This is a genomic window from Acidobacterium sp. S8 (assembly GCF_009765985.1).
GTDB lineage: Bacteria > Acidobacteriota > Terriglobia > Terriglobales > Acidobacteriaceae > Alloacidobacterium.
The window spans coordinates 18,418-43,177 of the sequence record NZ_LMUM01000031.1; the positions used below are offsets into that span (position 1 = coordinate 18,418).

Sequence of the window (24,760 nt, forward strand, 5' to 3'; positions counted from 1 at the left end):
CGGAGCTCGGACTGGCGAGCTGGCTTAGGGAGGTACGCTGCAATGCCAAGCGCCTGGCATCGTTGTGCATCGCCGCGCTGGCTGCTCGAGGTAAGCATCATAATCGTGGAACTGCTCGCGGCGGATTTCTCTTTGAGGCGCTCTACGAGAGAACCCGTCCATTTTTGGCATGTGCATGTCAGCCAAGATGAGATTGAACGGTTGCCCATCATCGATGGCGGCCTGATAAAACGACAGAGCCTGCTCACCATCACAAGCAACAATAGTAACCATGCCCCAGTGATTAAGAACGCCCTCCAGAATACGACGGTTCGTGCGGTTGTCATCGACAATAAGCGCTCTGGCGCCCACCAGAACGGAAGGTGCGATGGGGATTGATCGCAGTGGGTCTGGAGCAGTTGATTCTGCGAAGCGCACGGTGAAATGGAAGCAGGACCACTTGCCAAAAATGCTCTCCACCCATATGCGGCCCCCCATAATCTGAACGAGACAGCGCGAAATCGTCAGCCCCAGTCCTGTTCCGCCAAATATGCGCGTCGTTGAAGTGTCTGCTTGGCTGAAGGACTCGAAGATAGCCTCCAACTTGTCTGATGGAATACCGATACCCGTGTCACTGACTATGAAGTGAAGAGTGGAGAACTTCTCTTCGAGGAGGTCAACTTCAACCTTGAGGACGACTTCGCCCTGTTCCGTGAATTTCACAGCGTTGCCGATCAGGTTCAGAATGATCTGGCGCAGACGCCCAGGGTCGCCCGTTACGAACGTAGGGACCTCAGACGCAATCTCGCAGAGCAATTCGAGTCCCTTTTCATCTGCGCGGAAAGCAACGGTCTTAAGCGCATCTTCGATACACGAACGGAGATCGAAGTCCACATGTTCCAGATCGACCTTGCCGGCTTCGATCTTTGAAAAATCAAGAATGTCATTGATGACGTTGAGCAGCGCGTCGGCTGAGAGCTTCACGGCCCGAAGGTAATCGCGCTGCTCGCGCGTGAGCTCGGTTTCGAGGGCCAGGTCAGTCATGCCGACAATGCCATTGAGCGGGGTACGGATTTCGTGGCTCATGTTGGCCAGAAATTCGCTCTTGGCTTTGTTACTGAGCTCTGCGGTGTGCGCACGTTCGCGTTCGAGTTCAGCATGATAGCGCTGCTCCGCGAGCGCCAACTCCATCGAATGGAGGGAGAGCCTGCGATCCATAATGGCAGAGAAACAAACGAATATAAGAACGAATGCGATAACGCCGCCAATTCCGGCCAGCCCGAGATAGGAAATGCTGATGGCGTGCGCAAGACTGCTCTGATCCATCGGTATCGACACAAAGGTTACGGCGGCCATTCCGACGTAATGCATCACGGGTATACCCAACCCCATGACAACTGCGGATAATGTCTCGCGCCAGCTAAAGGTCGCCGACTGGTTCCGGGAGAAAAATGTAAGCAATAACGCCACGAAAGAGAAGACTACTGCCAGCACAAAGGAGAGTATTACTATGCCAACGTTGTAGTGATGCATGGCGGGAAGCCTCATGGCTTCCATACCGATGTAGTGCATGGCGCAGATGCCCGACCCCATGAACAGACTGGAGACTCCGGCTCGGAAAAGGCTCATCGTCTCACGGCTGACGACGAAAAGGGCAATAGCAGAGGCCACCACCGCGGCGACCATGGACAATAACACGGTCGGCCAATCGTAAAGAACCTTCACAGGAAGACGAAAGGCTTCCATTCCCATGTAATGCATGCACCAGATGCCAACGCCGAGCGCAAGTGCCCCGCCGCAGAGCCAAACAAACCGTACGAAGCCGCGTGTCGCCGTGACCCGGCCAGCCAGTTCAAGCGCCGCGTACGCGGCGAGTATAGCTATGAGGAATGAGACCAAGACCAAGCCGTCGTTGTACGAGCCCGTCAGTATTGCCGATTGGTCCATAATCGCCTCGGGGAAGGGCTGGCAATCTTGTACCAGTTACTTTAAATATCTGTCATTAGCCGATTTGAGTTACAGGTGTTTTTTCCTCAAAACGCGGTGGGAATTTCTAAAGGCAGGGCGGAGTAACGCAGTGCACGGAAATTAAACCGAGACAATAGGTTGCGCCGATCTGGCGTCAGAAATCAATTTCTCAAAAGCTAGGGCTACGAATGTCGAGACCAAAGTTTCTGTGGGATTCAGCGTTCGTTCAAATCGGCCGGGCGCAATGGAGTCCACACATCTCTGCGGCAGAGCCACGTGGCCATCGCAAATGTCCACGCGAAGGGCGATCCACACGATCTCCCAATGCCGGAGGCGAGAATAGCGCTCGCAAAGGCTGGCGTGCAACTGCTTCTCGCTGTCTGAGTCAGCCATATTCTCGGACGAGCGAAGGCCCGATTACGTCATTGCTCGTCCAAGTAGTCGTGTGATTGGGTGGTCGGCAATCACTTACTTACGAGCACCGTGCGGCCGTTCAGGGACTGAGTTGGCCGTTCATCGTATGGATAGATCTCGGCAAACGTCGCCACTTGTTTCTTCGAAATCGTTACAGGCGTCTTGAGTACGAACCAACTCACGCCTTCGGTGCACGGCGGAGTCGTCAACGAACCGGCGAAAGTGAAATAGCTACGGTTAGCAGGCAGCAAGTCCGCGGCATTGATTTGCAGATTATCGTCCGCCTTCTCCGGGCCGGCCGTCTTCGGCGCAATACCCCACAGCGTTTCAACAAGCGGATTTGCAGAACCCTCGTTCATTAGCACGGATACCACGGCCAAATTTCCGTCGGCATCTGCATGCACCAGGTGGACCTCTATGGGAAACCGCTTGTTCTTGATTGTCTCCTCGCTGGGATGGTGGAAATGGAATTGTTTTAATTCGTAACGCTTGTCTCCGACTCTCATGAAACTGCCGGGAGCGTAGATAATTTCAATCGTGTGCCCATTATTGACGATGTGGAGCGGGCTGGATTTGTATTCGAACTGAATTGGTGGCAGATTAGCACTCTGAGCGCCGACAATATTGACTGGCGACTGGAGGTGTCCGGTTTTGCATGCGGCGAACGTGGGACTCAGTTCGCCCCAGTGCGCAGGGCCTTCACTTCCACTGTAACCCCATTCATGTGCAGGCTGTTCCTGCGTCATGGCTGCGTGGGGCACGCACATGCTGCAAAATACGATTAGCGCCGCCACAGCCGGCACCCGTCGTCCGATCATGAACACTCCTGGAAATGAATTCACCTTGTCTCCTTCCGACGTGCGCAATCCTGGGCTCACACCAGCATACGCCGACCATTTCAGCCATCATCTGGATTCTGTGAACGGCTTCTCACCAAAGAATCGGAGGGCTAGCTTTAATCTGGAACTGCTACGCCCACGTTCCTCTTGCGCCGGTTCGTATTCAAGGCGTGGGCCCATTCACAACAAACGTGAGGCAGGTTCACTCTTCTGCGAGTCATACGATGCCGCTTCGAATCGGATTAGCCATTGGAAGAGCGATGCTGCTGCGATCGCTCCGGTCTATGAGGCGGCAACAAATCCTGCTGAATCGGCGGGTCTGATATCGGCGAACGAGTTGTTCAGCAATCGAGTGAGAGTAACGGCGGGATTCGCGAATGATATCGAAAAGGTGAATTCGGGGTCAGCTGGGCCCGTTGGGCCGTGAGAGATCTGACCGTGTGACTTGCACTGATTCGCAGAACATGATTCAAACACTATATGAAAATAATGATCGCGATCTTGCTGTTCCTCGGAGTCTCAACGCACGTATCTGCACTCGGAGGCGGAGCAGGCATCGATGGAACGCAGCCGAGGAGTGCCGCTGGGATTCTGCAGTCAATCGAAAACGCCAACGTGACTCACGTTGGAGAAGATCTTCTGGTTACGCAAAAGGACGCTCACACTCCGGTTGAGATGGTATTTACGCGTTGCCAGGGGTTGGGGGTCCAGTACGAAGAGAACCAGTGGTGGGTTCTTCCTATAACCGCAACGGGCGTGCTGGTGGATGCGAACAGAGCGCTGTGGATTCTGCCGCTCGATGCGATGTCGAAGGATCACTCATGGCATATCAAGCTGAATAGCGGCGACCTAAGTGCCAAGAAGACCGAAACGGGACTCACGGTTACTCTGCACGCGAAGAGTGTGACTCTCTCGATGGCGGAGGCTCGGCCGCACAGCGACCCCTTCGGTCATCGATTTTCTCTTGAGATGGCGGGCGGCGCTGAGTTGGAAGAAGCTCTGGCTGCGTTCTATTGGGGCACCATTCTGCCATCGGTTGTGGAGAAGACCATGGCCGCGGATTTTCCGTATCACAGCGGATATGTGCTAAGCACGTTAAATGTGAGCTCGTATGCGGGCTCTTATCCTGCTGTCGATCATGAATTTCAAATCAAAGGACGCCTGGCGATGGGCTCGGAGGCCGATCTGGATGTTGTGAGGCGGATGATCGAGCTCCAGTTCAAGCTGATAAATGATGATCCGGAAGCTCTCTACCGCATGCCCACTTCAGTGCAGCCGGATGGACGACGCGAATACCACGTACGCAGAAACAGCCTGGATAACCGCCAGAACGCGGCCATGTTTCCAGTGACCGGAAACATTGAGGTGATTGAAGAGGCTTGGCGCTACTACGAGGCCAGAAAAGATGCAGCGTGGCTGCGGGCGAACATCGGGAACCTGGAACATGCGGCCGGCTGGATTCTATCGAACACCGATCAGTATGGACGCGTGTGGTCGGATGTTTATTACGAAGATCAGGTAATCAAGGATGGACGCGTGACGCAAGCCCAGGCGTTCGCTGCACGCGCGTTTGTGTTGCTGGCAGGGATGGAGAGGTTACTGGAACGGCGTTATGAGGCGGCGCGGTTTGGCGAAGCTGCCAAGAAAATGGCCGATGTGCTGGTTACACCTCTTCCGATGGGGTATTGGGATGCGAAGAACGAGAGATTCATCGATTGGGTGGACCGTGACGGAAAGGCACATGATCACATTCACCTTCTTGCCAATGAGCTGCCCGTGGTCTTCGGATATGCCACGGCGGAGCAAGCTGGTCAGGTGCGCCGTTTGATCGACATGAATGCCGAAGAGTTTGAGCGATTTCCCACCTTCGTGGCGGCGAAGATCGCCGACTACGATAAGGCCGAGATTGGCTCAGGCGGTCCGTATGATCTTTGCGCAGCAGGCAGGTACTGGTACTGGGACGCAGCTTTTCGCGAGGCACAGCAGCAGAACGGGGTACTGCTGGATCAGTTGAAGAAGGTCGCGGCCGAGGGCGCGAAAAATAGTTACTTTATGAGCGAGCGGTACGACATGGACCATGTGTATTACATCGATGGCAAAGATGCGCATGGAGCCGAGAAGTATTACGAATATCCCAATGTCTTCGCGGCTGTACTGATTGAGAAGCTGCTGGGTTTAGCTGTTCCCGCCGACGCGGACGTATCCGTCGCGCCGCATCTGACGAGCTATGGCAGCGTGGAGTTTGGAATTCCCGAGTATGCATTGCGCTACAGCTATAGCCAGGACGGATTTGTACTGAAGAATCTGTCTGACCGGCCACGGCGATACAAGGTGGATTTGTCGGCGCTTGCCTTTGCCGCCACGCATTACCAACTGAGCAGTAAATCTCTCAGCGAAGTTGTGGGGGCGCGTTCCACGCTGACGTTGTCCGCGCAGGAAGAGGCGCGTTGGACTCCGGTACGGTAAGGAAGGAGGGATTGAGGTAAATTCCAATCTGGACACTTCGCATTTTTTCTGGGATCCGATCGGGTGGTGAGGCGAGCCGGATCTGTCAATTCGCTGCGGAAAGCTCACGTAGAGGAACAAGCTTGAACTTCGAAATCAGATCGCGAAATTGCAGTACGGCTTGTTCCTGATCCCCGGCATTTCCGGTGCCACCGACTGACTGAAAAGTAATCGACAGCGGGATCGGTCGAGACTGATAGGCGGGTTCGCGTTGCGCTTTCGCTGCTCGTGACCAGACAATCTGTGGCGCATCTTTTATTAAAAGAGGAGCTTCGCCGCAGCCGCCCGCCCCGCATACTGTCGATGCAATGAAGAGAGTCGAATGGCCTGCACCACTGAGCGACTGGTCGCCGATAAAACCCACATCGAAGATTGCGGATGAATCAGCTGCCTGCACCCGTTCGGCACGTCGGCTCTCAAGCACCATACCCCGCGTTAGATAGCATGCCAAGCCATTATGAGCTCCGGCGTTGATCATGATGTCGAACTGCGCTGTCTGCCTGCCGCTCGCATCCTGATAAATCGCGCCCTGCTCTACCACTGAGCCCTGCGGGTTAATCCATCGGTTCACAACATGGTAATTGCCGAGCTACGCAGGTAACAGGTATTCATAGGAGCGTTCTGCACTCTGGGGCACTGCCAACTTGCGCTCAAGCAGGAAATTACCGTTGACCACACCATCGGAGTCGCCGCCGCGCCAACTCCGATCAGGACCAATACAACCATGCATGGGATCTTCCGGCCACTACCCCCACTCAAGCCAAACGAAAGTTTGACTGGAGCACTCGCTGGGTTCCAGGATGGCTTACCGGGTGCGTTTGCGGGCTCGTATTCTCGATCGCAAAATTGGGATCGCGGCAGCGCTGCAACCCAAAATGGCCAGCACTGCGGTTGGGTCTTCGGGTGAATCGACGCAGCCGCCGACAAGGCCAAAAGCTGCCTTGGTAGTAAGCGCAAACAAGGCAACCGCGGTCAAAAGAAGCATGGGGATGTTCTTCCGTTGCATAGACGTCTCCAAGTAGTCGTTAAGACCCGGGGGGGAATCTGATTACGTCATATGTAGCTAACTATCGTACATTAGCCCTGTTTGCCTAGACTGTTTCAGTGTTAAAGCTACCCCATAGCCGTCTCAAATGCAAGAAAAGTTCATCTCATTGCATTTAAAAGTAATTTCATTCCGTCAACAAAATATCACGGGCCTCAAGGAAATTACATCTCGACAATTACATGTTTTTGTCAATATATTTTGGGAAAGCAATAGGATCTAATTCCTGTTGCTTGCTGTTCAGCTTTTCATTTTCAAGATGTAGTAGTGTCTACCGCTACTATGGGGCCTTCCCATCCGCTTCGGTTGAAGCTCTTTCAGGATGGTATCTGGTTTGGCTATCGGGACCCGCAATTCCTTGCCTTGCTTTTTGTAATCGTCCTTCAGGGCCCGGCACGCGACTTTCCACATGAGACAGATTAACTAAGGCCGTCACTCTATCAGGGTTAATTTTCCCCCGTTGATTGCCTGAGTGCGGCAAATGTTCTCTTCTCTTTCCCAGAGATGCATGGTATCGCGCGAAACTATACTGGCTCACCCCACGTGAGTCAGAGTTGTCTCCGCTGTTCTCACTCTCACTCCGTAGAGGTTGCGAAATGCGAATTACAACATCAGGCTTTTCGAAGGCAAAACTTCTGCTGTACGGCTTCATAGGAGCGGCAGCATGCTCAGGCATCGGGTGCGGTAGCGGCCCTCTTTCAGTCGACCACCCGGCTGCTCTTACGGGTATGTCGCTTCACGCCACCGTCATGGGCGGCCGAAAACCGATTAGCGGTTCGTCGCTTACGCTTTATGAGGCAGGTACCACTTCCGGCGGGAACGCGAGCGTACTCGCTACCACGACGTCGGATTCAAAAGGGAACTTCAGCATCGATTCCTTCAATTGCGCCTCGACGTCTGAGCTCTATATCACCGCTAGCGGCGGAGATGCCGGCAACGGCGTCAACTCCAACATCGAACTTCTCGCCTCGCTCGGTCCCTGCAACGCTTTACCCGACAACGTTAACATCAACGAACTGTCCACCGTTGCTGCCGCGTACGCATTTAACAAGTTCATGCACCCTGCCGATCCTTCGCAGATTAGCGCATCGGGCTCTCCAGGCACGGACCACTACATTGGCCTTGCCAATGCCAGCCTGATTCTCAGGACGAATCTTATAAAAGTGGCCTCAGGCAGCCCGTCGGCAGTACTCAGCACCAACCAAAATTCACCCGCCACCTTGAATACCCTGGCTGACGTTCTTGTGGCTTGTGTGAACGCAGTATCTCCTTTTAGCGTTTGCGACACCTTGTTCAGTGCAGCTACTCCGACAGGCGGCGACACTCCAGCGACCACGTTGCAGGCTGCGTATGACATCGCGGCTCATCCAGCCGAGAACGTACCGTCGATCTACGGGGTGCTCAATCTTTTGCCTTCGGATGTTTCGGCGCCTTTCACGCCTACCTTGGATGCTGCCCCAACCGACTGGATGCTGGGAGTGAGATTCGTTCCGACGGGTATCAACATTCCTGAATACATTCGAATCGACTTGAATGGAAACGTGGTGTTTTCAAACTACGGTGGCAGCAGCATGATGAGGTTGAGCCCGACAGGAGCAGCGTTGTCGCCGTCCGGTGGCTACAAGCCTGCCGGAATCGACGGTCCGAAAGGCTTCACTGTCGACAGTTCGGGAAACATCTGGATCGCGAACCTCGATGGAGGAACAGTTGAACAGATAAGCGGCACCGGTACGGTTCTCGTCCCGGCCGTCGCTGCGGGAATACGCCCGGCGTCGATTGTCCTTGATTCTTTCAGCCATCTTTGGATTGCGGATGCGGGTGGAGGAAGCGGCACCAACGACATCACGGTGGATAACCTCAATGGCACACTCGACTTTGGCCTGCCGAATGGGTTCGCAATGGACGAACCGTTTATCGTCCTCGCTGACACCACCGTAACTCCTAACATCATATGGCTCACCAACTCTGCGGGTGGTGCTGTATCGAGGTTGGTAGATGACGGCTCGACCAAGGTAACGGGGGACAGAGCTTCCGATGTCGGAAACACGTTATATGGTATGGCCCTCAATTCAAATGGGGAGGTCTGGGTAGCGGACAACAATCCCGTTTCCGGGAGTGTGTCGAAGATCAGTAACACGGCCACGCCAACCATTCTCCTCGGGCCGATCACCGGTGGCGGAATCACATCCACCAGCCAACCCGCAGGCATCACCGTCGATAGCGGGAACAACGTATGGATAAACAATCTCAAGGGCGGCCTCGCCGAACTTGATAACAATGGAAATCCGATAAGCCCCTCGGGTGGATTCACCGCGGGCGGACTTATCAAGAGTCCGGACCTCGGCATCTTCGTCGATCGTAGCGGCAACCTATGGGTAGCCAATACTGCCAACGGCAGCTTCTCTATCGTTCAACTGATCGGAGCCGCCAAACCAGTGATCACTCCAAGACTAAGCGGCAGGCCGGTCGCTCCGTAGTTTTGTAGTACGCATTGCTCGCAGACCCTGCACTTGTGTGTCAAATCATCTACACGCAGGTGCAGGGTTTGCTATTTCCGCAAGCTCTCCCAGCAAGCCGCAGCCTGCTCAAGGCCTTGTCCAGAACATCGTCAACTGGGGATGCAGCGTGATAGCTCCTGTTTTCGGCATCGCCTGCCCTGGAATCGCTGGATGGCATTTCAAGAACGGACGCGGCTACATTGGTTGGGGAGGCACAGGCGTCGCGCTAATTTTGATCTCCTGTCTCGGACGCATGGCGGAAGGTTTCATCACCCAGGCCGAAGGAATCAACTTGATAACCAAACAGGGACGACGAGCATGCCTGTGGCTTCAGGCGCGGCACGAAGACTCTCGGCTTCGCTTGACTTTACTTATCATGGATGACCAAGATGCCGGCTTTACGGCCGAGTGACGAGATCGGGTGCAGATACGAGAGTGGAAGTGGCCAAGCGTAGTCCGCTAAGGAGATCTCATGACTTACTCCAAGCAGTTCCCATTTGAAACGATCGTTGTGGCGACAGATTTCTCTGAGCAATCCTCGTCCGCGCTTCGTTATGCCCAGGCCATAGCGCTCTGCCATGGCGCCAAACTAGTGCTCGTGCACGTGATCGATCCCATCGGCTATGCGTTTCCCACGGGAGTGCCCAGCTCTCTCTCCGCCGATCAAGCGGCTCTCAAAGAGCTGAATCGGGTTGAAGAGCAACTGCGAGCGGACGGGATCCCTGTTCACTCCGTCGTCGAAACAGGCGACATCTGTGACCTTATTTTGCAGACGATCCGTGACGATGGCGGGGATCTTCTGGTTCTCGGAACGCGAGGCAAGACGGAAGTTGGCCGCGCGGCTCTCGGAGCGGTCGCACGTCAACTCCTGACGAAGGCTAATTGTCCCGTCCTAACGGTCACTCCCGACGTCGAACCTCTGATGCCCTGGGCGGGAAAATGGAGAACCGTTCTATTGGCGACGGATTTCTCCGCTTGCTCCCTTTCTGCGTTGACCGCGGCACACCGCATCGCACATGTGCAGCTGACAGTTCTACATTCTGCGGCGGCCCAGAGTGACGCTGAGCGTCGCCATCACCTGGAACGGCTGCGCTTTCTCGCGCCCATGAACGAGTCGCACACGGTTCCCGTCGAACACGTAGTGACTACTGGCGAAGCTGGGCCGGTCATTGTGGACTTTGTCCTCAAACATCAAGTCGATCTTGTGGTTCTGGGCAGCCCTGCGACGACGCTGTCGGAGGAAGATATGCAGACCAGCACTGTCCTCCAGGTGATATCCGGAGTCCACTGCCCAGTGTTATGTGTTCCTGTCCCCTGCCAGGAGAAAAAAACCACAACGTCGGCAACTAAGGCTGAAAGAAAAGAAATCCGGGTACTAGAAAAGGATATGGCAACTGTTCCTCAAGCTCCCTTCAGTTAAAGAGCAAGATGTCGCGGATAATAGTCGCGATCCGACTAAATGCCGATGCGTCCAAGGCCGAATCGAGAACTTATGTGGCGACGCTTTCGATGGCGACCGTGATCTCGAAGCCGCTGCTCCCAAGGAGCAAACTGCCGTATTCCCCGCTGGCTTCTTCTTTGGGTCTCGTCCATTTGCCTCACTTGTACTGGCCGATCCTGATAATGACGCTGCTTGCCTATATGCGACTTACGCAAACAATTAAAGTGTGGTTTGCTCGGAAGAAACTGGATCTGATGCAGAAGTATGATTCGATCACGCTTTCACTCCCGCGAAATAACGGAGTCGATCCCAGTGCTATGCGACGCGAATCGACATCAGGATGTGGAAAGTAACGTGCGAGCAATCAGAATGTTAGCCCAAGGATCGAAACGCCCGTGCAAGGACCTCCATCACTGAATTTATAATCTCTTTTGAAGATTCCCCGATTTACTCAGATCGGTTGCGGTCGCGTAGCAATTCTGGATTCTCCTCGCCAAGACCGCATTCGGGAGGGCCATTTCAGATGACAAAGCTAAACACAGCCTTCGATGTCTTCGGCTTTCTGGCGAAAGCTGGGCTAGGACGAAGGATTATTCAACTAAAACCAAAGCAGGCCTTCTTTTCGCAGGGCAATCCATCTGACTCCGTCTTCTATCTTCAAAAGGGCCGCGCACAACTTACAGTTGTTTCGAAAAATGGTAAAGAGGCGACGATCGCGCTGCTCTCCGTCGGTGACTTCGTTGGCGAGGAGTCGATTGCCGGAGTGATCGGTCTTCGGCTGGCGACGGCCACCGCGATTACCGCCTGTACAGCTCTCAAGATAGAGCGGGAAGAGATGCTACGCGCGCTGCACGAAGAGCATGCATTCTCCGACTTATTCTTAAAGTTTCTGCTCGCACGCAGCATGCGAACCCAGGCTGATCTTGTCGATCAGCTTTTCAACTCCAGTGAAAAGCGTCTGGCAAGAATTCTTCTGTTGATGGCCGAGTTTGGTAAGCCCGGAGAACCAGAAACACTCATACCGAAGATCACGCAGGAAACGCTGGCGGAGATGATCGGAACTACTCGATCCCGCGTCAGCTTTTTCATGAACCGCTTTCGCAGCATGGGATTTATTGAGTACAACGGCGGCATCAAGGTTCACAAGTCGCTGCTCAATGTCATTCTGCACGACTGAATACGGTTTGCGAAGTCCCGGTGGGTACTCATTCCGCGAGAACTATCGGGCTGAATTGACAGCAGCCAATCAACAGGCGGGCAATGTGAGCAAAATTGAGCAGTATGAAGATTCGCGGGGTGGAATACTGCAACTCCGAGCTAGCGATACGATGCACGGAGAATGACATATGATGCCCAACACAAAAGTAAAGCTCCTCATCGTTGATGACGAGCCGTCGATTCGAATGTCACTGTCGCAAATCTTCATCGCCTCTGGAAATAGTGTGCGATCTGCGGTAGACGGATTCTCTGCACTGAATGAGATCCGGCAGGAAACTCCCGAGATCCTTCTATCGGACCTCAATATGCCTGGGATGTCGGGCTTCGAATTGCTCTCAGTGGTGCGACGACGGTTTCCCGCGATCCAGGTAGTCGCCATGAGCGGCGCGTTTTCCGGCGATGGCGTACCGCCCGGTGTAGCTGCCGACGCTTTTTACGAAAAAGGTACCGATGCGCGTTCCTTGTTGCAGATTGTAAAAACCATGTCCGAGATGGAGCGTCCGCCGTCTTTCGAACGGCCCAATACGCTGGCGCCCATCTGGATTCCACGGAACGGGCATGACCCTTCCGGAGAGGAATATGTCATGATCGCCTGTCCCGAGTGCCTGAGGACCTTCCCACAGGTCTTCGGTAATGGCATCCATACTATCTACGAAACAGGTTGTGTCTATTGCCACGGTCTGATTCCCTATGCCATCGTCCAGCCGACAGATCCGGTGACCGGACAGACCTCCAGCGAAACCCAGGTACTGGAGCGCCAACATCTCAAGGGGTACCAGATTTCCGGTAGAGGTGAAGAAGAAGCATAACCTAACTCACGGAGCTGGATGTCGAGGTCTCAGTGAGGGTCGCTTGGTTAATGGACGCGGCATCACTAAATAAACACATACGGATCGTTGCCATCTCGGTCGAACCGACGGAACGAGACGACGTTATACTTTCTCGGAACGAGCGGGATGCTCTTTGACTGCCCGCGCAGCTTGGCCTCTCAGGTCGTTGCGGACTGACTCCGTCAATCGCGGTTTCTGCATCTCCTTTTTCACATTGGAAATGATCTTCCTCGCCAGCTCCGAGCGACTTCTTTTCTTCGTCTTCATCCAATGAATATGTCACGTACCGTGCACAGAATCTGTTCTCAATGGCTCATAGTTCTGTCTCGATTTGCCCAACAGTCGTCGAATAAGCAGCAGCCTACTGCATCAAGCAAGACCGATCTGACGGTATTGCCGCTGCCTACTCCGAGATTCACGGGTGTGATCGGAAAAACTTACAAAAGATTCGAAGAAAGCGTGGCCTCTGGTGCCGATGCCGCCAGGCAGCTCGTTGACCAATCCTCGATAACGCAGCCGAGAAAGGCCGACGCCGAACTTCGGGGTTACGATCAGGGACATTCCGCGGATACATCACACACTGAGAACGGGGCAAGGTGACTCGCGAATGATTGCACAAAGATCAGACCAGGCGCGAGAGAAGTTGCCTCTTTCACGTCCACGGCCCACAACAATCAAGTCTGCCGCTTCTTCGATCGCCACGCGCCGTATGCCTTCTGGTGTGGCGCCCTCCAGGACCCGCACACTGGTGTCCTCAACCATTTCTCCGCCACCAGACCGTACCGCCTGATCATAGGTGTCGCTGACTGATTGGGCCGAATGCTGTCTGTCATGTTTGTTGCTGGATGGTTCGATGTGTAACAAGCACAGTTTTGCTCCATAGGATTGGGCGAGAAAGGCAGCCACCTTGAGAAGAGCTTCTGCCTCAGAGTTGAGATCGATGGCACAGATGATCGAACGGTATTCACTGGGCCGGGCCAATGCAGAATCAGACGCATGTACGCTGGTCAGGACAGGACAGGCGAGATCGTGAAGCACCTTTGTTGTAACCGATCCCAGTAAAAGACGACGGAATCTTCCAAGACCTCTTGTGGGCATTACGATCAGATCCGTATTCTCATGTTGCGCAACCCATTCAATCACTGTGGCTGGTTCGCCATCTTCAATTCTTGTCGTTTGGACCACACCTTTGAAGTGCGTGCGTGAAAACTCCTGTAGATGCGCTTCGCGTTGTTGGCGCAGTTCATGGAGTGCCGGGGTGTAAGGTATCGCGACACTTTGAAAGTCGCCCATGTCATCGAAGCGAGGAGCCAAAATATACCCGGGTACAAAATTGAAGGCATTCAACACAGTTATGGTGGCGCCGAACCGCTGGGCCATCTCACTTACATAGGGAACCATGGCCGTGGTTGCCGGAGAAAAATCGACCGGAAAGAGGATTCTGCGGAAAGGCATCATAGGTAACCTGCACCGATATATTGTTCAAGGGACCTTATGATAAGCCGTGCCTGGCACATAGGCACGATGTCATCCAGCGAGATGTGCAAAGCAGGCGCGAAGCTTGTCAATATCTCTCCGAAAGCCGCCACCTATCATTCCCTGAGTTTTTTGTCGGAAATGCCAGAAAGGAGGTGGAATTCTGTCGGCATCCACGGTTCGCGCACTCTACAAGCCTGTGTTCTGACAAGTCGAATAATGTCGACCATCGCAGGCTGATCATCACTATCGAAGAAATATGGCGAACAATCTGGTCAGTTTTGAACAGCAGATACGTCGGTTCGGCCTGTAGGCTCCACTTGTAGTGAGATCAGCCCTGGAAGACAACGGTTTTGTTTCTAGTCCTTCCAGCTCGTCTCTAGTTCGCGAATCTCAGAGCTCCATACATATCCTGGTAGAGCCAGCGGCATGTAACGAGACCAAGTTCAGTCTGTGCGCAACGCAGCTTTCTGGATAAAACAAGCAGTGGTTTTTATAGGAGAAATGAACAATGTCTACTCAAGCGGAAAGAACAGATGCACCGATGCCCGAGAACTCCAAATCCGTCGAGACTCCAGCGGACAAAAGGTTGAACCGCGCCGCAGAAGAAGCTGCAGAGAAAGCTGGAAAAACGGAACAACGTTACGATCGGGACCACAATATCTTTACGAAGTAGTAAGACCCCGGGATATTCAATCCACATGCGAGGATCCTGGGGTCCAGTATTCGATATTGTCGGTGAGTACATTTTCCCCGTATCCAAAGCACTCACCAAAATCCCGGAAAGCACTTCAGAATCTTGGAGTATCCATCAGTTCTCCGTCGAATCGGGCGCGGGACACTGGCGTCGGTCGGGTCCAGTGCATCCGAATGGATGGCGGCGGTCTTCGTCGTTTCTGCCCGGAGATCTCACATTGGCCGATGCATGTAGATCATATGGCTCGATCGTAAGAATAGCTCAGGCGATCTAACAGCCGAGCAACGTTGCACAAGATAACTCCGTTTGCGTCTCTCAACTACACACCTCTCCATGCGACCAAAAGCCCGGGGTGTCCAAAATTGATCAGTATGAAGACGAGCGCAGTGGAATACTTTTCATGCCATGGTGTGGTGCCTCTGGGAACCCGGCCCGATTCTCAGGCTAGACGCCCCTCATCGGATAGGGCAACGTATGGCTTCAAATATCGTGGCCGCCATTCTTCTCTATGAGCGGTTGTCATGTGAGATCTGCCGCGAACCGATCCGGCGCCAAGGCGTAAGCGAAGAAATTCCGGGTAACCGGGCGAGCCAGAAAAATCGAAATGAGGCAAGGTGAATGACGAAGAACAGATCGTTTCAGGGATTGATATTCATCGTAATTCTAGGCGTTGGCGCAGCACTCTCTTATGCCATGTATAGAGTGTCAGCAAACTTCGCAAGCATATGGATTGTTGCTTGCGCATTCGTTCTTGCCTTTGTTGCCTCTTCGGCCATTCAGGTTGCGGATCAATGGAGCAAGGCAGTTGTCCTGCGTCTAGGTAAGTTCCACGCTCTTGAGGGACCGGACTATTTTTGATTATTCCGCTCGTCGACACCATTCCCTACTGGATTGACATTCGCGTCCTCACAAGTTCGTTCAAAGCGGAAAAGACACTGACGAAAGACACGGTACCCGTGGATGTAGACGCAGTGCTGTTTTGGAAAATCGTAGACCCCAAAAAGGCGGCGCTCGATGTAGCGGACTACCAGAGCGCGATCAGTTGGGCTTCGCAGACGGCTCTTCGTGATGTGATCGGCAAGACCATGCTTTCGGACATGCTCGAAGGCCGGGACAAGATCAGTGGTGTGCTACAGACGATCATTGATGAGCGCACTGAGCCGTGGGGCATTAACGTCATTTCGGTAGAAGTCAAGGATGTATTGATCCCCCCGGCCCTGGAGAATGCGATGTCGATGCAGGCTCAAGCCGAGAGAGAGCGCCAAGCCCGCGTGATTCTGGGTGACTCGGAACGTCAGGTGGCAGAGAAATTTGGCGAAGCGGCCAAGACCTATGCGAACGATCCAGTCGCGTTACATCTGAGAGCCATGAACATGCTGTACGAAGGCTTAAAGCAAAACTCCACGATTGTTATCGTTCCCAGCTCCGCAGTCGAAACCATGCAACTGGGTGGGCTTGCCGGGTTGACGGCACTGACCATGGGACTAGGCCAGGAGCGTGCGATCAGAGAGAGGGAAAGCCAGCTCGTAACCAGCAATGGCTCTAAGCCAGTTCCGGTAGGCGAGTCGTTGCAAATCCCGCCTATCCCCGAGGCGGCATGATCTGGCAATACGCTCAAGTCTGCCGAATCGGATTGAGAATGCAGGGAGCGAATGAGTAAGAGCACTCACACTCACCACGAACAGGGACCGCACCCAAAAGGCATCCACCATGACCATCGTCCGTACTGGAAACGCGCGCACCGTGATTGGCGTTTCTGGGTAGCCGTCTTCTTCATCAGCGCGGCCTTGTTCATTTATGTGACGAGTGTCGATTTGTCGCTGGTGCCTAGCAGTCACCCGCACTCCGTTCCCGTCAGTCAATAGCGAAGGCTATCCGGATTCTCGCTCTCCAAGAGACTTCTCGGAAAGAGGGCGCCGGCGCAAGCCTCAACAACCGAGCCAGCTCCCACCAAGACGGCGACGATAAGAGCGACTACAGGTTCAATGACCGAGATGATTTTGTATCCGCTACGATTCGAACCGATCTATCAATACCGGCTTTGGGGCGGACGGCGTTTGGCCGCTCTGCTCACCGCGCCGCTGCCAAACGATGACCCCATAGGCGAAGCGTGGATACTCAGCGACCGCCAGGACCACTCGAGCAAAGTTGCCAATGGACCGCTTCAGGGACAGACCCTCGGTCAACTGATGGAGCAGTCACAGGAGCAATTGATGGGAAGGCTGGCTCAGCGCTTCCAACGATTCCCTTTGCTGCTGAAGTTTCTCGATGCGCATCAGATGCTCTCAGTCCAGGTGCACCCTGGATATAAGCACGCAGGTATATCACCGGCGGTCGAGACCGTGAAGACCGAAGCGTGGGTCGTGCTGGAGGCGGCAAAAGAAAGCCGAATCTATGCAGGCCTGAAGCCTCGCACAACTGCGGAAATCCTTCGGCAATCGGTGACGAACGGAACGCTGGCAAATCAGCTTGTATCGATCAGCCCAAAGCCAGGAGACGCGGTATTCATCCCGGCAGGGACGGTTCACTCTCTAGGCGACGACGTTGTTGTGTTCGAGGTTCAGCAGAACAGTGACACGACGTTTCGCCTGTACGACTGGGGTCATATTGACGCGAAGACAGGCGAGTCGCGGGCACTCCAGGTCGATCAGGCGCTTGCCTGCATCGATTTCGCAAATGGTAGGGCTGGCCTGGTAACTCCTGTAGCGGAGTCGGCAACGCCGGTGGGACGCGAGACGCTCTTTGACTGCGACGCATTCTGGTTATGGCGTGTGCGGGGTAGATCGCCATTCACCGTCGGTGCAACAGGCGTGCCGCGCGTGCTGGTATGCACTGAGGGAACAGGGCAGATCGAATACCACGTCGATACCTATACAGTCGGAAAAGGTGAAGTATGGCTCCTGCCGGCGGCTGTTGGAGCATGTACATTTCGCCCTGGCAGTGCAGTCAATTTATTAGAGATCGCGATACCCGCACATTCCGCAAGCGACTAAGACGACGCGCTTTGCAGGACGGGGATTTCCAATTGAGCCGGCAACATTTCGGAGATGGACAGGAATGAAGAAGCTGATAGTTTTCGATCTCGACGGTACACTCGCCAAAAGCAAATCGTCTCTCGATAGTGAAATGTCGACACTTCTCCACGACCTTCTCAGCGTCGCCAAAGTGGCTGTCATCTCAGGAGGCGACTGGCCCCAGTTTGAAAAACAACTACTCTCTCATCTGCCTCATGACAAAGGACTGGCTAATCTATCCATCCTTCCGACATGCGGGACCAAGTTCTTCCGATACTCCGGAGACTGGAAGAAGATCTATTCGGAGGATTTCACGGCTGACGAAAAGAAGAAAATTATCGATGCTCTGAATAAAGCATTCCAGGTCGCGGGCTTCAAAGTCGAAAAGGTCTGGGGAGAAGTCATTGAAGACCGCGGAAGCCAGATTACGCTCTCCGCATTGGGTCAGCAGGCTCCATTGGCGGAAAAGATAAAGTGGGACCCGGATTTCGCGAAGCGGAAGAAGATCAAAGCAATTCTCGATCCTTTGATTCCCGGCTTCTCCGTCCGGCTTGGCGGCGCAACCTCCATCGATGTCACCAAGCCCGGGATCGACAAGGCCTACGGGATTCGAAAGCTGCGAGACATTCTGGGCATTTCACTGAAAGAGATGATCTATGTTGGCGACGCCTTGTTTCCGGGAGGAAACGACTACCCGGCGGAGCAGGTAGGAGTGATTTCTATACCGGTTCGGGGGTCCGAGGACACGAAGCGGGTGATCGAAGCAATCATCGCTTGTTTAGGCGGCGATCAGCAGGCTGACTTTCACCTGGGATCAGATGAGCGAATTTAAGTTACAGCGACTCGGCATGATCATGGAGCCGGAGCCGGGTAATCCCCAAGAGGCCGAAGGTGTTCTCAATCCAGCCGCCGCTCGCGGACCTGACGGACAACTCTATCTTTTCCCGCGGCTGGTCGCGAAGGGAAATTACTCGCGCATCGGCGTAGCGCGGGTGCGGTTTAATCCAGACGGAGATCCGGCAAGCGTCGAGAGGTTTGGCATTGCACTGGAGCCGGAAGCTGAGTATGAGCGAAGGCCGGATGGCGGCGGTGGGTGCGAGGATCCTCGTGTCACCTTTGTCGAACCGCTCAGGCGCTACATCATGACCTATACTGCATATTCGCCAGAGGGTCCGCGTATCGCTTTAGCTGAGTCGGAAGATCTCTTGCACTGGCAGCGTCTGGGGCTTGCGACATTTGCTCCTTATCACGACATCTCATTGGACGACGTAGATGACAAAGATGCCAGCCTCTTTCCCGTCGCAATTCCAAATCCATCCGGAAAACCGGAGCTCGCAATCCTTCATCGGCCGCTGTTTCCCCGGTACTCGTCCGGAGGAAACCGCGTGTCGCCCCACGTCGCGCAAGTTGGACCTTGAGCGGGAAAGTATATGGATTTCTTACTGCCCAATGGCATCGGAGAGTGGTGGACCCGATCGGCTCGGCCAGTTTACTTCGCATCACCGGTTGGCAACTCCGGTGTCGCCCTGGGAGCGTCTGAAGATCGGCAGTGGCACACCACCCATCTTGACCCGGCATGGCTGGTTGATTGTTTATCACGGTGTCAGCGACCTAGCGAAGCCGGGTAGCGCAGAGCATCAACTCTGCTACTCGGCCGGTGTGATGGTGCTCTCAAAGGTGCATCCGCAAGTGATTCTCTATCGCTCGGCGGAGCCGGTGTTGAAGCCGGAGCTGTCGCAGGAACGAAGCGGCACGATCGCCAACGTTGTGTTTCCCACCGGCATCGATTGCCGTGACGATCTGGGCTTACCGAACCGCTTCGATGTTTATTATGGAATGGCCGACAACAGAATCGGCGTCGCGCGCCTTGACGTGCCGGATTGCCTGCCGGTGGGAGGAGCCGCCGACCCGCCGGAAGCAAAGGTATAACGCTGAATGTACTTTCGATCAATGCTCGCCGGACTTCTGCAATGCTGCGGGAGTCGTCGCTCCAGTCGGGTTTGCCAGGCTCAACGCCATGCCATTCAATGCGAGTCTTGGTGAAATAGTCTTCGAGGCTTTTCCGGCGAACTTCGATTCCATGATCGAACTCGAGACGAACCCGAATCATATGCTGTACAACCGAAGTAACTCCTTGTCGCCAGTGCAATGCTTCCAGTCGAACCAACTGGTTTCACCATCCCGACCGTAGACGTTGTTGTTTCCGAGTTGCGTGCGCCGAACCTCGTGGCAAGTAGCGAAATTGATGGTCTGTCCTGCCGCCCGATCTCCCGCGTTATAGAGGTCGAAACTCTCTGTAACACTCTCACGAAGATTTAGAACCGTGGTTCGGTCACCCTTGATGAAGCTGAGGATAGTCCGGGAGGGGAAGTCAGACGTTATTTTTCCTCCAGCTGCTTGCGGATTAACTGCAATTCCGCCCGGCGCTTCGCAGTGGTTTTTGGATAGGCCATTTTGAGGCCTTCGAGCGCGTTAAGAACGATTCCCGAAACGATCAGGCGGGCGTTCTCCTTATCGTCGGCCGGTACAACGTACCATGGTGTGTGATGGGTGCTTGTCGCCTGTAAGCAAGCCTCATACGCTTCAACGTAAAGCTTCCAGTATTTCCTCTCATGAATGTCCGCGAGGCTGAATTTCCAGTTCTTGTCAGGCTCATCGATCCGGGCGAGGAATCGCTTTCGCTGCTCATCTTGCGAAAGGTGAAGAAATATTTTGACGATCTTCGTGCCGTTGCGATCGAGATGCCTCTCCATGTCTACGATGGAGTCGTACCGTTCCTGCCAGGTGGTTTTCTCGTTGCGCAATTCCGCCGGAAGTCCCTGGCTGCGGAGAATCTCCGGATGCACGCGAACCACCAGCACTTCCTCGTAATAGGAACGATTGAAGATGCCGATCCGTCACCGCTCGGGAAGCCGACAGGTCGAGCGCCAGAGAAAATCGTGTTCCAATTCCTCGGCGCTCGGTTGCTTGAAGCTGAATACCTCGCAGCCTTCAGGATTGACCCCGGACATGACGTGCCGGATCGCGCCGTCCTTGCCAGCCCCGTCCATACCCTGAAAGATCAGCAGCAGTGCATAGCGGTTCGAAGCGTAGTGAAGGTGCTGCAGTGAACTCAACTCTTCAACATGCTTTTCCAGAAGTTCCTGATACTTCTCCTTCGATTTGTACACTGGCTTCACAATCGTCGGCCACTTCGAGAGCTTGACCTTTTTCCCGGACGGAACACGGAAGTCCTTCGCATCGATTTTCATTTTTTCTCCTTCCGTGTCATTGGCTGCATCCGGCAAGCGCTCTCACGCGACCTTCGGGGGCACTGACGGATCGCTGCGAGTCTCGCGCTCTGCCTCCAGCCAGTGGTGATCCTGCTGGCTTTCGCCTTGGACGCGCTCCTGGTAGAGTTCATAGGCTCGTGCAGCGATCTGAGGCGTAAGGTCGACTGGCGTCTTCTTCGCCAATAGCGGGACTTTCGCCGGGTCAAAGATTCGATAGGCGAGCAGTTTCACTCGGTCATTCACAAGGAACCACACCAGAGCGTAGCCCCAGACGAATCCTGCCCACTTCCAGCCGAGGGGCGTCATGAACAGCCCATACACGGCAATCAGAGTCGCCACCGTTTGCGTACCGAGTACGGCTATCCACAGAATCCGTGCCGGGCGTATCGACCAGAATGGGCCGCGTGTGCGTGTCAGGAAAATCGTCAGATGTCCTGCCACCGACAGCTTCAGGTACATCAGCGTCTGGATGTGCCCGCGGTCGAGGTGAAAGACACGCTCACCAAGATAGAAGAGCCCGAACGCGGCGATAACGCCGATGACGCCGAGCACGGTAGAGATCCCCAGTACCATGCGCATGTTCCAAGCCTCGGGCTTGTCCTTGTAATGAACGTTGTCATAGGCGATGGACAGAATCGCCCCGTCATTGAGCAGCGCCAGCATCACGATCATCACTGCTGTGACTGGATAGAAGTTGAATACCAGGATCGCGAGAGTCATGAAGAGCAGCACGCGCAGCGTTTCGGCGATGCGGTACATGGCATAGCTGTTCATCCGCTGAAAGATGCGCCGGCTCTCCTTGACTGCGTCGATGATCACTGAGAGCCCGGAAGCGAGCAGCACGATTGAGGCCGCAGCCCGCGCCGCGTCCGTCGCGCCGGAAACCGCGATGCCGCAGTCTGCCTTCTTGAGCGCCGGTGCGTCGTTCACTCCGTCGCCGGTCATCCCAACGATGTGGTCGCGCTTCTGCAGCACATCTACGATGAAGTACTTATGTTCCGGGAAGACCTGGGCGAACCCGTCTGCTTTTTCGATGGACTCAGCGGTCTGTGTACTCGCTTGCTGTTTGGTGTCGCCCAATCCACTGGCATCGAGGATGTTCGTGCCCAGCCCCAGTTGCCGGGAAGTCTCCCGAGCGATCGCGATCTGATCACCGGTAACCATCTTGACGTTGACGCCCATCTGCCGTGCGCTGGCGATGGTTGCTTTAGCCTGCTCGCGCGGTGGATCGAACAACGGCAGCACCCCGGCGAACTGCCACTTGCCTTCTTCATCGGCGCGGGCCACGCCGAGTGAACGGAAACCTCGTCCCGCGAATTCATTAACAGCTTTCTCGACGGCGGACTTCACCTCATCCTTGTTCGTCGACATTTCCAGAATGACCTGCGGCGCCCCCTTCGTCACAAAGAATTGTTTTCCGTCCCCGCCCTTGACGGTGGCTTCGGTGCGCTTATGCACCGGGTCGAACGGCTGGAAATGCAGCACCTGATAGCCTTTCAACGCTTTATCGTCTTTCATACCGCCTATCACGGCCAGGTCGATGGTGTCTTTGTCTTCCGCACGAGAGGCGAGTGCCGCCCAGAGAATCAGCTGGTCGCCAGGAATGCTGTTTACGCTGAACGGATCGCCCAGCGTCAACTTGTTCTGGGTCAGGGTGCCGGTCTTGTCCGAGCAGAGCACATCCACTCCCGCCAGTTCTTCAATGGCTGATAACCGGGTCACAATCGCTTCTTTTTTCGCCAGCAGCCGCGCACCCACGGCCATGGTTACCGACAATACTGTAGGCATGGCCACAGGGATCGCGGCCACCAGAAGCACCAGGCAGAATTCCAAAGTAGTGAGGACTTTATCGCCACGGAAGAGTGCTACAACGAGGATCAACGCGACCAGCGCCACCGCGAGGATGATCAGGTAGTCGCCAATCTTCAGCACGGCACGTTGAAAATGGCTGACGGTGTGGGCTTCCTGCACCAGTTGTGCGGTCTTGCCAAAGTAAGTGTTCGCACCGGTGGCGTATACCATCGCGTCGATCTCGCCTTGACGGAGGATAGATCCCGAAAACACCGCGCCGCCAGGTTTGCACGTGACGGGCAAAGATTCTCCCGTCAATGCCGATTGGTCAACCTCCACTGGATCGCCCGCCAGGAGGCGCGAATCCGCCGGGACAATGTCTCCCAGCCGCAGACGTATCACGTCGCCGGGCACCAGTTCACTTGCCTTCGGAGTAGTCCACTTTCCATCTCGTTTGGCGCGGGCATTGATCGCCAGCTTGGCCTTCAGCGCTGCGATGGCGTTGCCCGCCTGGTGTTCTTCCCAGAATGCGACCACCGCGTTCGAACAAAGCAGAAGAAGAATGATAAAAAAATCCAGCCAGTGCCGCACAACTCCCGAGAGGATCACTGCCGCTTCGATCATCCACGGAATCGGGCCCCAGCAATAGGAGAGAAACTTCAGAAACTCATTGGTTTTCTTTTCCGCAATTTCATTGGGCCCATATTGTGTCAGCCTCTTCTGAGCCTCGGCCTGGGTGAGGCCGTCCGGTGTTGACTCCAGCTTCTTCTGCAGATCCGGCATTGGAATGGACTTGAGGTCGTCCTTGGACGTGGACTTTGCGTCAGGCTCCAAATCTTCTTTAGCCTGAGTTTCTGAATCGGACTTCGTCCCGTTCTTTGCCGGAGGCTTCGACAGGATCTTCGCCACAGGCTGAGAATCCTGCTTAGACTCATGCTTGGATTGAGGGGTTTCGAGATCTGGGCTCATAATGAATCTCTCCTGGTCTGCTTGACTCAGTGACTTCGAGTCCGTTGATGGAGGCGCTCACACCCTTGTCGTGGGGAGGTTTGATCCTGGTCGAAGCTCTGTTTTGCGACCCAGGTGTGGGTCTCGGGCTGCTACTAAACTGTTCGCACCGGTTGAACATGTTCCTTAGAAGTAGGCCCGCGCCGATAACCTTTCCTCCACGGACGTTGTATGGAGTATCCCTTCGTCAGGGTGAGAGATGCTGTGCATTATTGCTCACAATGAGCCGAGCGAGTCAGTTGGAAGTCTGCAATGGCTGCAAGATGCCGAACTGTAGTTGGAACGACCGAAGCTGGCCTGTCAGGGATACTGCATTCCCGGACGCTACCATCGGCCAGATAGGACGACAAAGCTGGTCAATTGTGCACAGAACTCAAATCTTTTGCTGTTTAGGATTGAGCCGTTAAGTACTGAAATTCGCCTTGCGCGTTAGGTTCGGTACGCCCTCAAATCGTTGTGGTTAGCGATGAATCGCGCGAGGTGAATTCAGCTCTTCCTGTTTGGTTCACATGCGCAAGCCTGACCTCGATATCTTTCGGCTTGCTCTCGACATTGCCCAGACATCGGCGGCGCAGGCCATCTTCATCGACAACAGGCCGATGCTCGTTCAGATTGAGGAACGCCTCGATATTCGAAGCATTCTTCATGTCGATTCCGAGCTCACATATGCCAAGCTGCCTCTTCGGGTTGCAGACGCATCCAGAACGCTAGCGATACACAAATTCAACCGTACTGTTTCACGCACATAGAAACAAAGGAGAATTA

General features: G+C 54.6%; 22 protein-coding genes and 1 pseudogene. 13 read left to right on the plus strand and 10 right to left on the minus strand.

Annotated elements, in window-relative coordinates; genetic code table 11:
- Positions 1-24: 24 nt before the first annotated feature.
- Together GSQ86_RS22860 and GSQ86_RS14170 are read right to left on the minus strand one after the other, a co-directional pair.
- Entirely contained in the window at positions 25-1,926 is a 1,902-nt protein-coding gene (locus tag GSQ86_RS22860) for an MHYT domain-containing protein (protein ID WP_174239972.1), read from the minus strand.
- 485 nt (positions 1,927-2,411) lie between these two features.
- The gene (locus GSQ86_RS14170; RefSeq protein ID WP_216841162.1) at positions 2,412-3,203 is read right to left on the minus strand and encodes a carbonic anhydrase; all 792 of its coding nucleotides are present in this window, start codon (positions 3,201-3,203) and stop codon (positions 2,412-2,414) included.
- A 486-nt stretch (positions 3,204-3,689) separates the two neighbouring features.
- Between GSQ86_RS14170 and GSQ86_RS14175 the strand changes: the two genes are divergently transcribed.
- On the plus strand, positions 3,690-5,666 hold the full coding sequence (locus GSQ86_RS14175; protein ID WP_158750606.1) for a hypothetical protein: 1,977 nt from the start codon (positions 3,690-3,692) through the stop codon (positions 5,664-5,666).
- A gap of 85 nt (positions 5,667-5,751) precedes the next feature.
- On the opposite strand, the gene GSQ86_RS14180 is transcribed toward GSQ86_RS14175, so the two are convergent.
- The 3 genes from GSQ86_RS14180 to GSQ86_RS14190 form a co-directional block, all read right to left on the minus strand.
- Positions 5,752-6,276: a hypothetical protein gene (locus GSQ86_RS14180; RefSeq protein ID WP_158750607.1), complete on the minus strand. Its 525-nt coding sequence runs from the start codon at positions 6,274-6,276 to the stop codon at positions 5,752-5,754.
- Positions 6,277-6,294: 18 nt separating this feature from the next.
- Positions 6,295-6,435 carry a hypothetical protein gene (locus tag GSQ86_RS14185; protein ID WP_158750608.1) on the minus strand — a complete coding sequence of 47 codons (141 nt, stop codon included), beginning with the start codon at positions 6,433-6,435 and terminating at the stop codon, positions 6,295-6,297.
- 75 nt (positions 6,436-6,510) lie between these two features.
- Entirely contained in the window at positions 6,511-6,711 is a 201-nt protein-coding gene (locus tag GSQ86_RS14190; protein WP_158750609.1) for a PExPT-CTERM protein, read from the minus strand.
- Between the two features lie 635 nt (positions 6,712-7,346).
- Between GSQ86_RS14190 and GSQ86_RS14195 the strand changes: the two genes are divergently transcribed.
- The 5 genes from GSQ86_RS14195 (at position 7,347) to GSQ86_RS14210 (ending at position 12,716) form a co-directional block, all read left to right on the plus strand.
- Positions 7,347-9,227, plus strand: coding sequence for a hypothetical protein (locus GSQ86_RS14195; protein WP_158750610.1), 1,881 nt, complete (start codon positions 7,347-7,349; stop codon positions 9,225-9,227).
- A gap of 37 nt (positions 9,228-9,264) precedes the next feature.
- A complete protein-coding gene (locus GSQ86_RS23110; RefSeq protein ID WP_216841163.1) occupies positions 9,265-9,660 on the plus strand; it encodes a hypothetical protein in 396 nt (131 codons plus the stop codon).
- A 60-nt stretch (positions 9,661-9,720) separates the two neighbouring features.
- Positions 9,721-10,668, plus strand: coding sequence for a universal stress protein (locus GSQ86_RS14200; protein WP_158750611.1), 948 nt, complete (start codon positions 9,721-9,723; stop codon positions 10,666-10,668).
- A 544-nt stretch (positions 10,669-11,212) separates the two neighbouring features.
- On the plus strand, positions 11,213-11,866 hold the full coding sequence (locus GSQ86_RS14205) for a Crp/Fnr family transcriptional regulator (RefSeq protein WP_158750612.1): 654 nt from the start codon (positions 11,213-11,215) through the stop codon (positions 11,864-11,866).
- A 169-nt stretch (positions 11,867-12,035) separates the two neighbouring features.
- Complete coding sequence (locus GSQ86_RS14210) at positions 12,036-12,716, plus strand: response regulator transcription factor (RefSeq protein ID WP_158750613.1); 681 nt, start codon at positions 12,036-12,038, stop codon at positions 12,714-12,716.
- Positions 12,717-13,310: 594 nt separating this feature from the next.
- On the opposite strand, the gene GSQ86_RS14215 is transcribed toward GSQ86_RS14210, so the two are convergent.
- Complete coding sequence (locus GSQ86_RS14215; protein WP_158750614.1) at positions 13,311-14,195, minus strand: universal stress protein; 885 nt, start codon at positions 14,193-14,195, stop codon at positions 13,311-13,313.
- Positions 14,196-15,528: 1,333 nt separating this feature from the next.
- Between GSQ86_RS14215 and GSQ86_RS23115 the strand changes: the two genes are divergently transcribed.
- The 7 genes from GSQ86_RS23115 (at position 15,529) to GSQ86_RS23125 (ending at position 19,853) form a co-directional block, all read left to right on the plus strand.
- Positions 15,529-15,768 (plus strand): hypothetical protein, encoded by a 240-nt coding sequence (locus tag GSQ86_RS23115; RefSeq protein WP_216841164.1) that lies wholly within the window; start codon positions 15,529-15,531, stop codon positions 15,766-15,768.
- On the plus strand, positions 15,765-16,511 hold the full coding sequence (locus GSQ86_RS14220) for a slipin family protein (RefSeq protein ID WP_216841165.1): 747 nt from the start codon (positions 15,765-15,767) through the stop codon (positions 16,509-16,511). Before GSQ86_RS23115 ends, GSQ86_RS14220 begins: the two co-directional genes overlap by 4 nt.
- 51 nt (positions 16,512-16,562) lie before the next feature.
- Positions 16,563-16,775 carry a hypothetical protein gene (locus GSQ86_RS14225; protein ID WP_158750615.1) on the plus strand — a complete coding sequence of 71 codons (213 nt, stop codon included), beginning with the start codon at positions 16,563-16,565 and terminating at the stop codon, positions 16,773-16,775.
- A 120-nt stretch (positions 16,776-16,895) separates the two neighbouring features.
- Positions 16,896-17,903 (plus strand): type I phosphomannose isomerase catalytic subunit, encoded by a 1,008-nt coding sequence (locus GSQ86_RS14230; RefSeq protein ID WP_158750616.1) that lies wholly within the window; start codon positions 16,896-16,898, stop codon positions 17,901-17,903.
- 64 nt (positions 17,904-17,967) lie between these two features.
- Positions 17,968-18,756 carry an HAD-IIB family hydrolase gene (locus tag GSQ86_RS14235; protein WP_158750617.1) on the plus strand — a complete coding sequence of 263 codons (789 nt, stop codon included), beginning with the start codon at positions 17,968-17,970 and terminating at the stop codon, positions 18,754-18,756.
- Positions 18,743-19,342 carry a hypothetical protein gene (locus GSQ86_RS23120; protein ID WP_216841166.1) on the plus strand — a complete coding sequence of 200 codons (600 nt, stop codon included), beginning with the start codon at positions 18,743-18,745 and terminating at the stop codon, positions 19,340-19,342. The genes GSQ86_RS14235 and GSQ86_RS23120 overlap by 14 nt, the downstream gene beginning before the upstream one ends.
- 31 nt (positions 19,343-19,373) lie before the next feature.
- Complete coding sequence (locus GSQ86_RS23125; RefSeq protein WP_216841167.1) at positions 19,374-19,853, plus strand: hypothetical protein; 480 nt, start codon at positions 19,374-19,376, stop codon at positions 19,851-19,853.
- An 18-nt stretch (positions 19,854-19,871) separates the two neighbouring features.
- Here the strand turns inward: GSQ86_RS23125 and GSQ86_RS23685 are convergent, their stop codons facing one another.
- From GSQ86_RS23685 to GSQ86_RS14255, 4 genes and pseudogenes are all read right to left on the minus strand, one after another.
- The gene (locus GSQ86_RS23685) at positions 19,872-20,006 is read right to left on the minus strand and encodes a hypothetical protein (RefSeq protein ID WP_256366842.1); all 135 of its coding nucleotides are present in this window, start codon (positions 20,004-20,006) and stop codon (positions 19,872-19,874) included.
- Between the two features lie 296 nt (positions 20,007-20,302).
- A pseudogene (locus GSQ86_RS23545) lies at positions 20,303-21,175 on the minus strand (ADP-polyphosphate phosphotransferase).
- Positions 21,176-21,217: 42 nt separating this feature from the next.
- The gene (locus tag GSQ86_RS14250) at positions 21,218-23,956 is read right to left on the minus strand and encodes a plasma-membrane proton-efflux P-type ATPase (RefSeq protein ID WP_158750618.1); all 2,739 of its coding nucleotides are present in this window, start codon (positions 23,954-23,956) and stop codon (positions 21,218-21,220) included.
- A gap of 485 nt (positions 23,957-24,441) precedes the next feature.
- Positions 24,442-24,642 carry a hypothetical protein gene (locus GSQ86_RS14255; protein ID WP_158750619.1) on the minus strand — a complete coding sequence of 67 codons (201 nt, stop codon included), beginning with the start codon at positions 24,640-24,642 and terminating at the stop codon, positions 24,442-24,444.
- Positions 24,643-24,760 lie beyond the last annotated feature (118 nt).

Excerpts from the sequence above, each read along its gene's own strand:
- GSQ86_RS22860 (WP_174239972.1), bottom strand. The coding sequence starts at position 1,926 with ATGGACCAATCGGCAATACTGACGGGCTCGTACAACGACGGCTTGGTC.
- GSQ86_RS14175 (WP_158750606.1), top strand. The coding sequence starts at position 3,690 with ATGATCGCGATCTTGCTGTTCCTCGGAGTCTCAACGCACGTATCTGCA.
- GSQ86_RS14185 (WP_158750608.1), bottom strand. The coding sequence starts at position 6,435 with ATGCATGGTTGTATTGGTCCTGATCGGAGTTGGCGCGGCGGCGACTCC.
- GSQ86_RS14190 (WP_158750609.1), bottom strand. The coding sequence starts at position 6,711 with ATGCAACGGAAGAACATCCCCATGCTTCTTTTGACCGCGGTTGCCTTG.
- GSQ86_RS14195 (WP_158750610.1), top strand. The coding sequence starts at position 7,347 with ATGCGAATTACAACATCAGGCTTTTCGAAGGCAAAACTTCTGCTGTAC.
- GSQ86_RS14200 (WP_158750611.1), top strand. The coding sequence starts at position 9,721 with ATGACTTACTCCAAGCAGTTCCCATTTGAAACGATCGTTGTGGCGACA.
- GSQ86_RS14205 (WP_158750612.1), top strand. The coding sequence starts at position 11,213 with ATGACAAAGCTAAACACAGCCTTCGATGTCTTCGGCTTTCTGGCGAAA.
- GSQ86_RS14210 (WP_158750613.1), top strand. The coding sequence starts at position 12,036 with ATGATGCCCAACACAAAAGTAAAGCTCCTCATCGTTGATGACGAGCCG.
- GSQ86_RS14215 (WP_158750614.1), bottom strand. The coding sequence starts at position 14,195 with ATGATGCCTTTCCGCAGAATCCTCTTTCCGGTCGATTTTTCTCCGGCA.
- GSQ86_RS23115 (WP_216841164.1), top strand. The coding sequence starts at position 15,529 with ATGACGAAGAACAGATCGTTTCAGGGATTGATATTCATCGTAATTCTA.
- GSQ86_RS14225 (WP_158750615.1), top strand. The coding sequence starts at position 16,563 with ATGAGTAAGAGCACTCACACTCACCACGAACAGGGACCGCACCCAAAA.
- GSQ86_RS14230 (WP_158750616.1), top strand. The coding sequence starts at position 16,896 with ATGACCGAGATGATTTTGTATCCGCTACGATTCGAACCGATCTATCAA.
- GSQ86_RS14235 (WP_158750617.1), top strand. The coding sequence starts at position 17,968 with ATGAAGAAGCTGATAGTTTTCGATCTCGACGGTACACTCGCCAAAAGC.
- GSQ86_RS23120 (WP_216841166.1), top strand. The coding sequence starts at position 18,743 with ATGAGCGAATTTAAGTTACAGCGACTCGGCATGATCATGGAGCCGGAG.
- GSQ86_RS23125 (WP_216841167.1), top strand. The coding sequence starts at position 19,374 with ATGGCATCGGAGAGTGGTGGACCCGATCGGCTCGGCCAGTTTACTTCG.
- GSQ86_RS23685 (WP_256366842.1), bottom strand. The coding sequence starts at position 20,006 with ATGGAATCGAAGTTCGCCGGAAAAGCCTCGAAGACTATTTCACCAAGA.
- GSQ86_RS14250 (WP_158750618.1), bottom strand. The coding sequence starts at position 23,956 with ATGAGCCCAGATCTCGAAACCCCTCAATCCAAGCATGAGTCTAAGCAG.
- GSQ86_RS14255 (WP_158750619.1), bottom strand. The coding sequence starts at position 24,642 with ATGAAGAATGCTTCGAATATCGAGGCGTTCCTCAATCTGAACGAGCAT.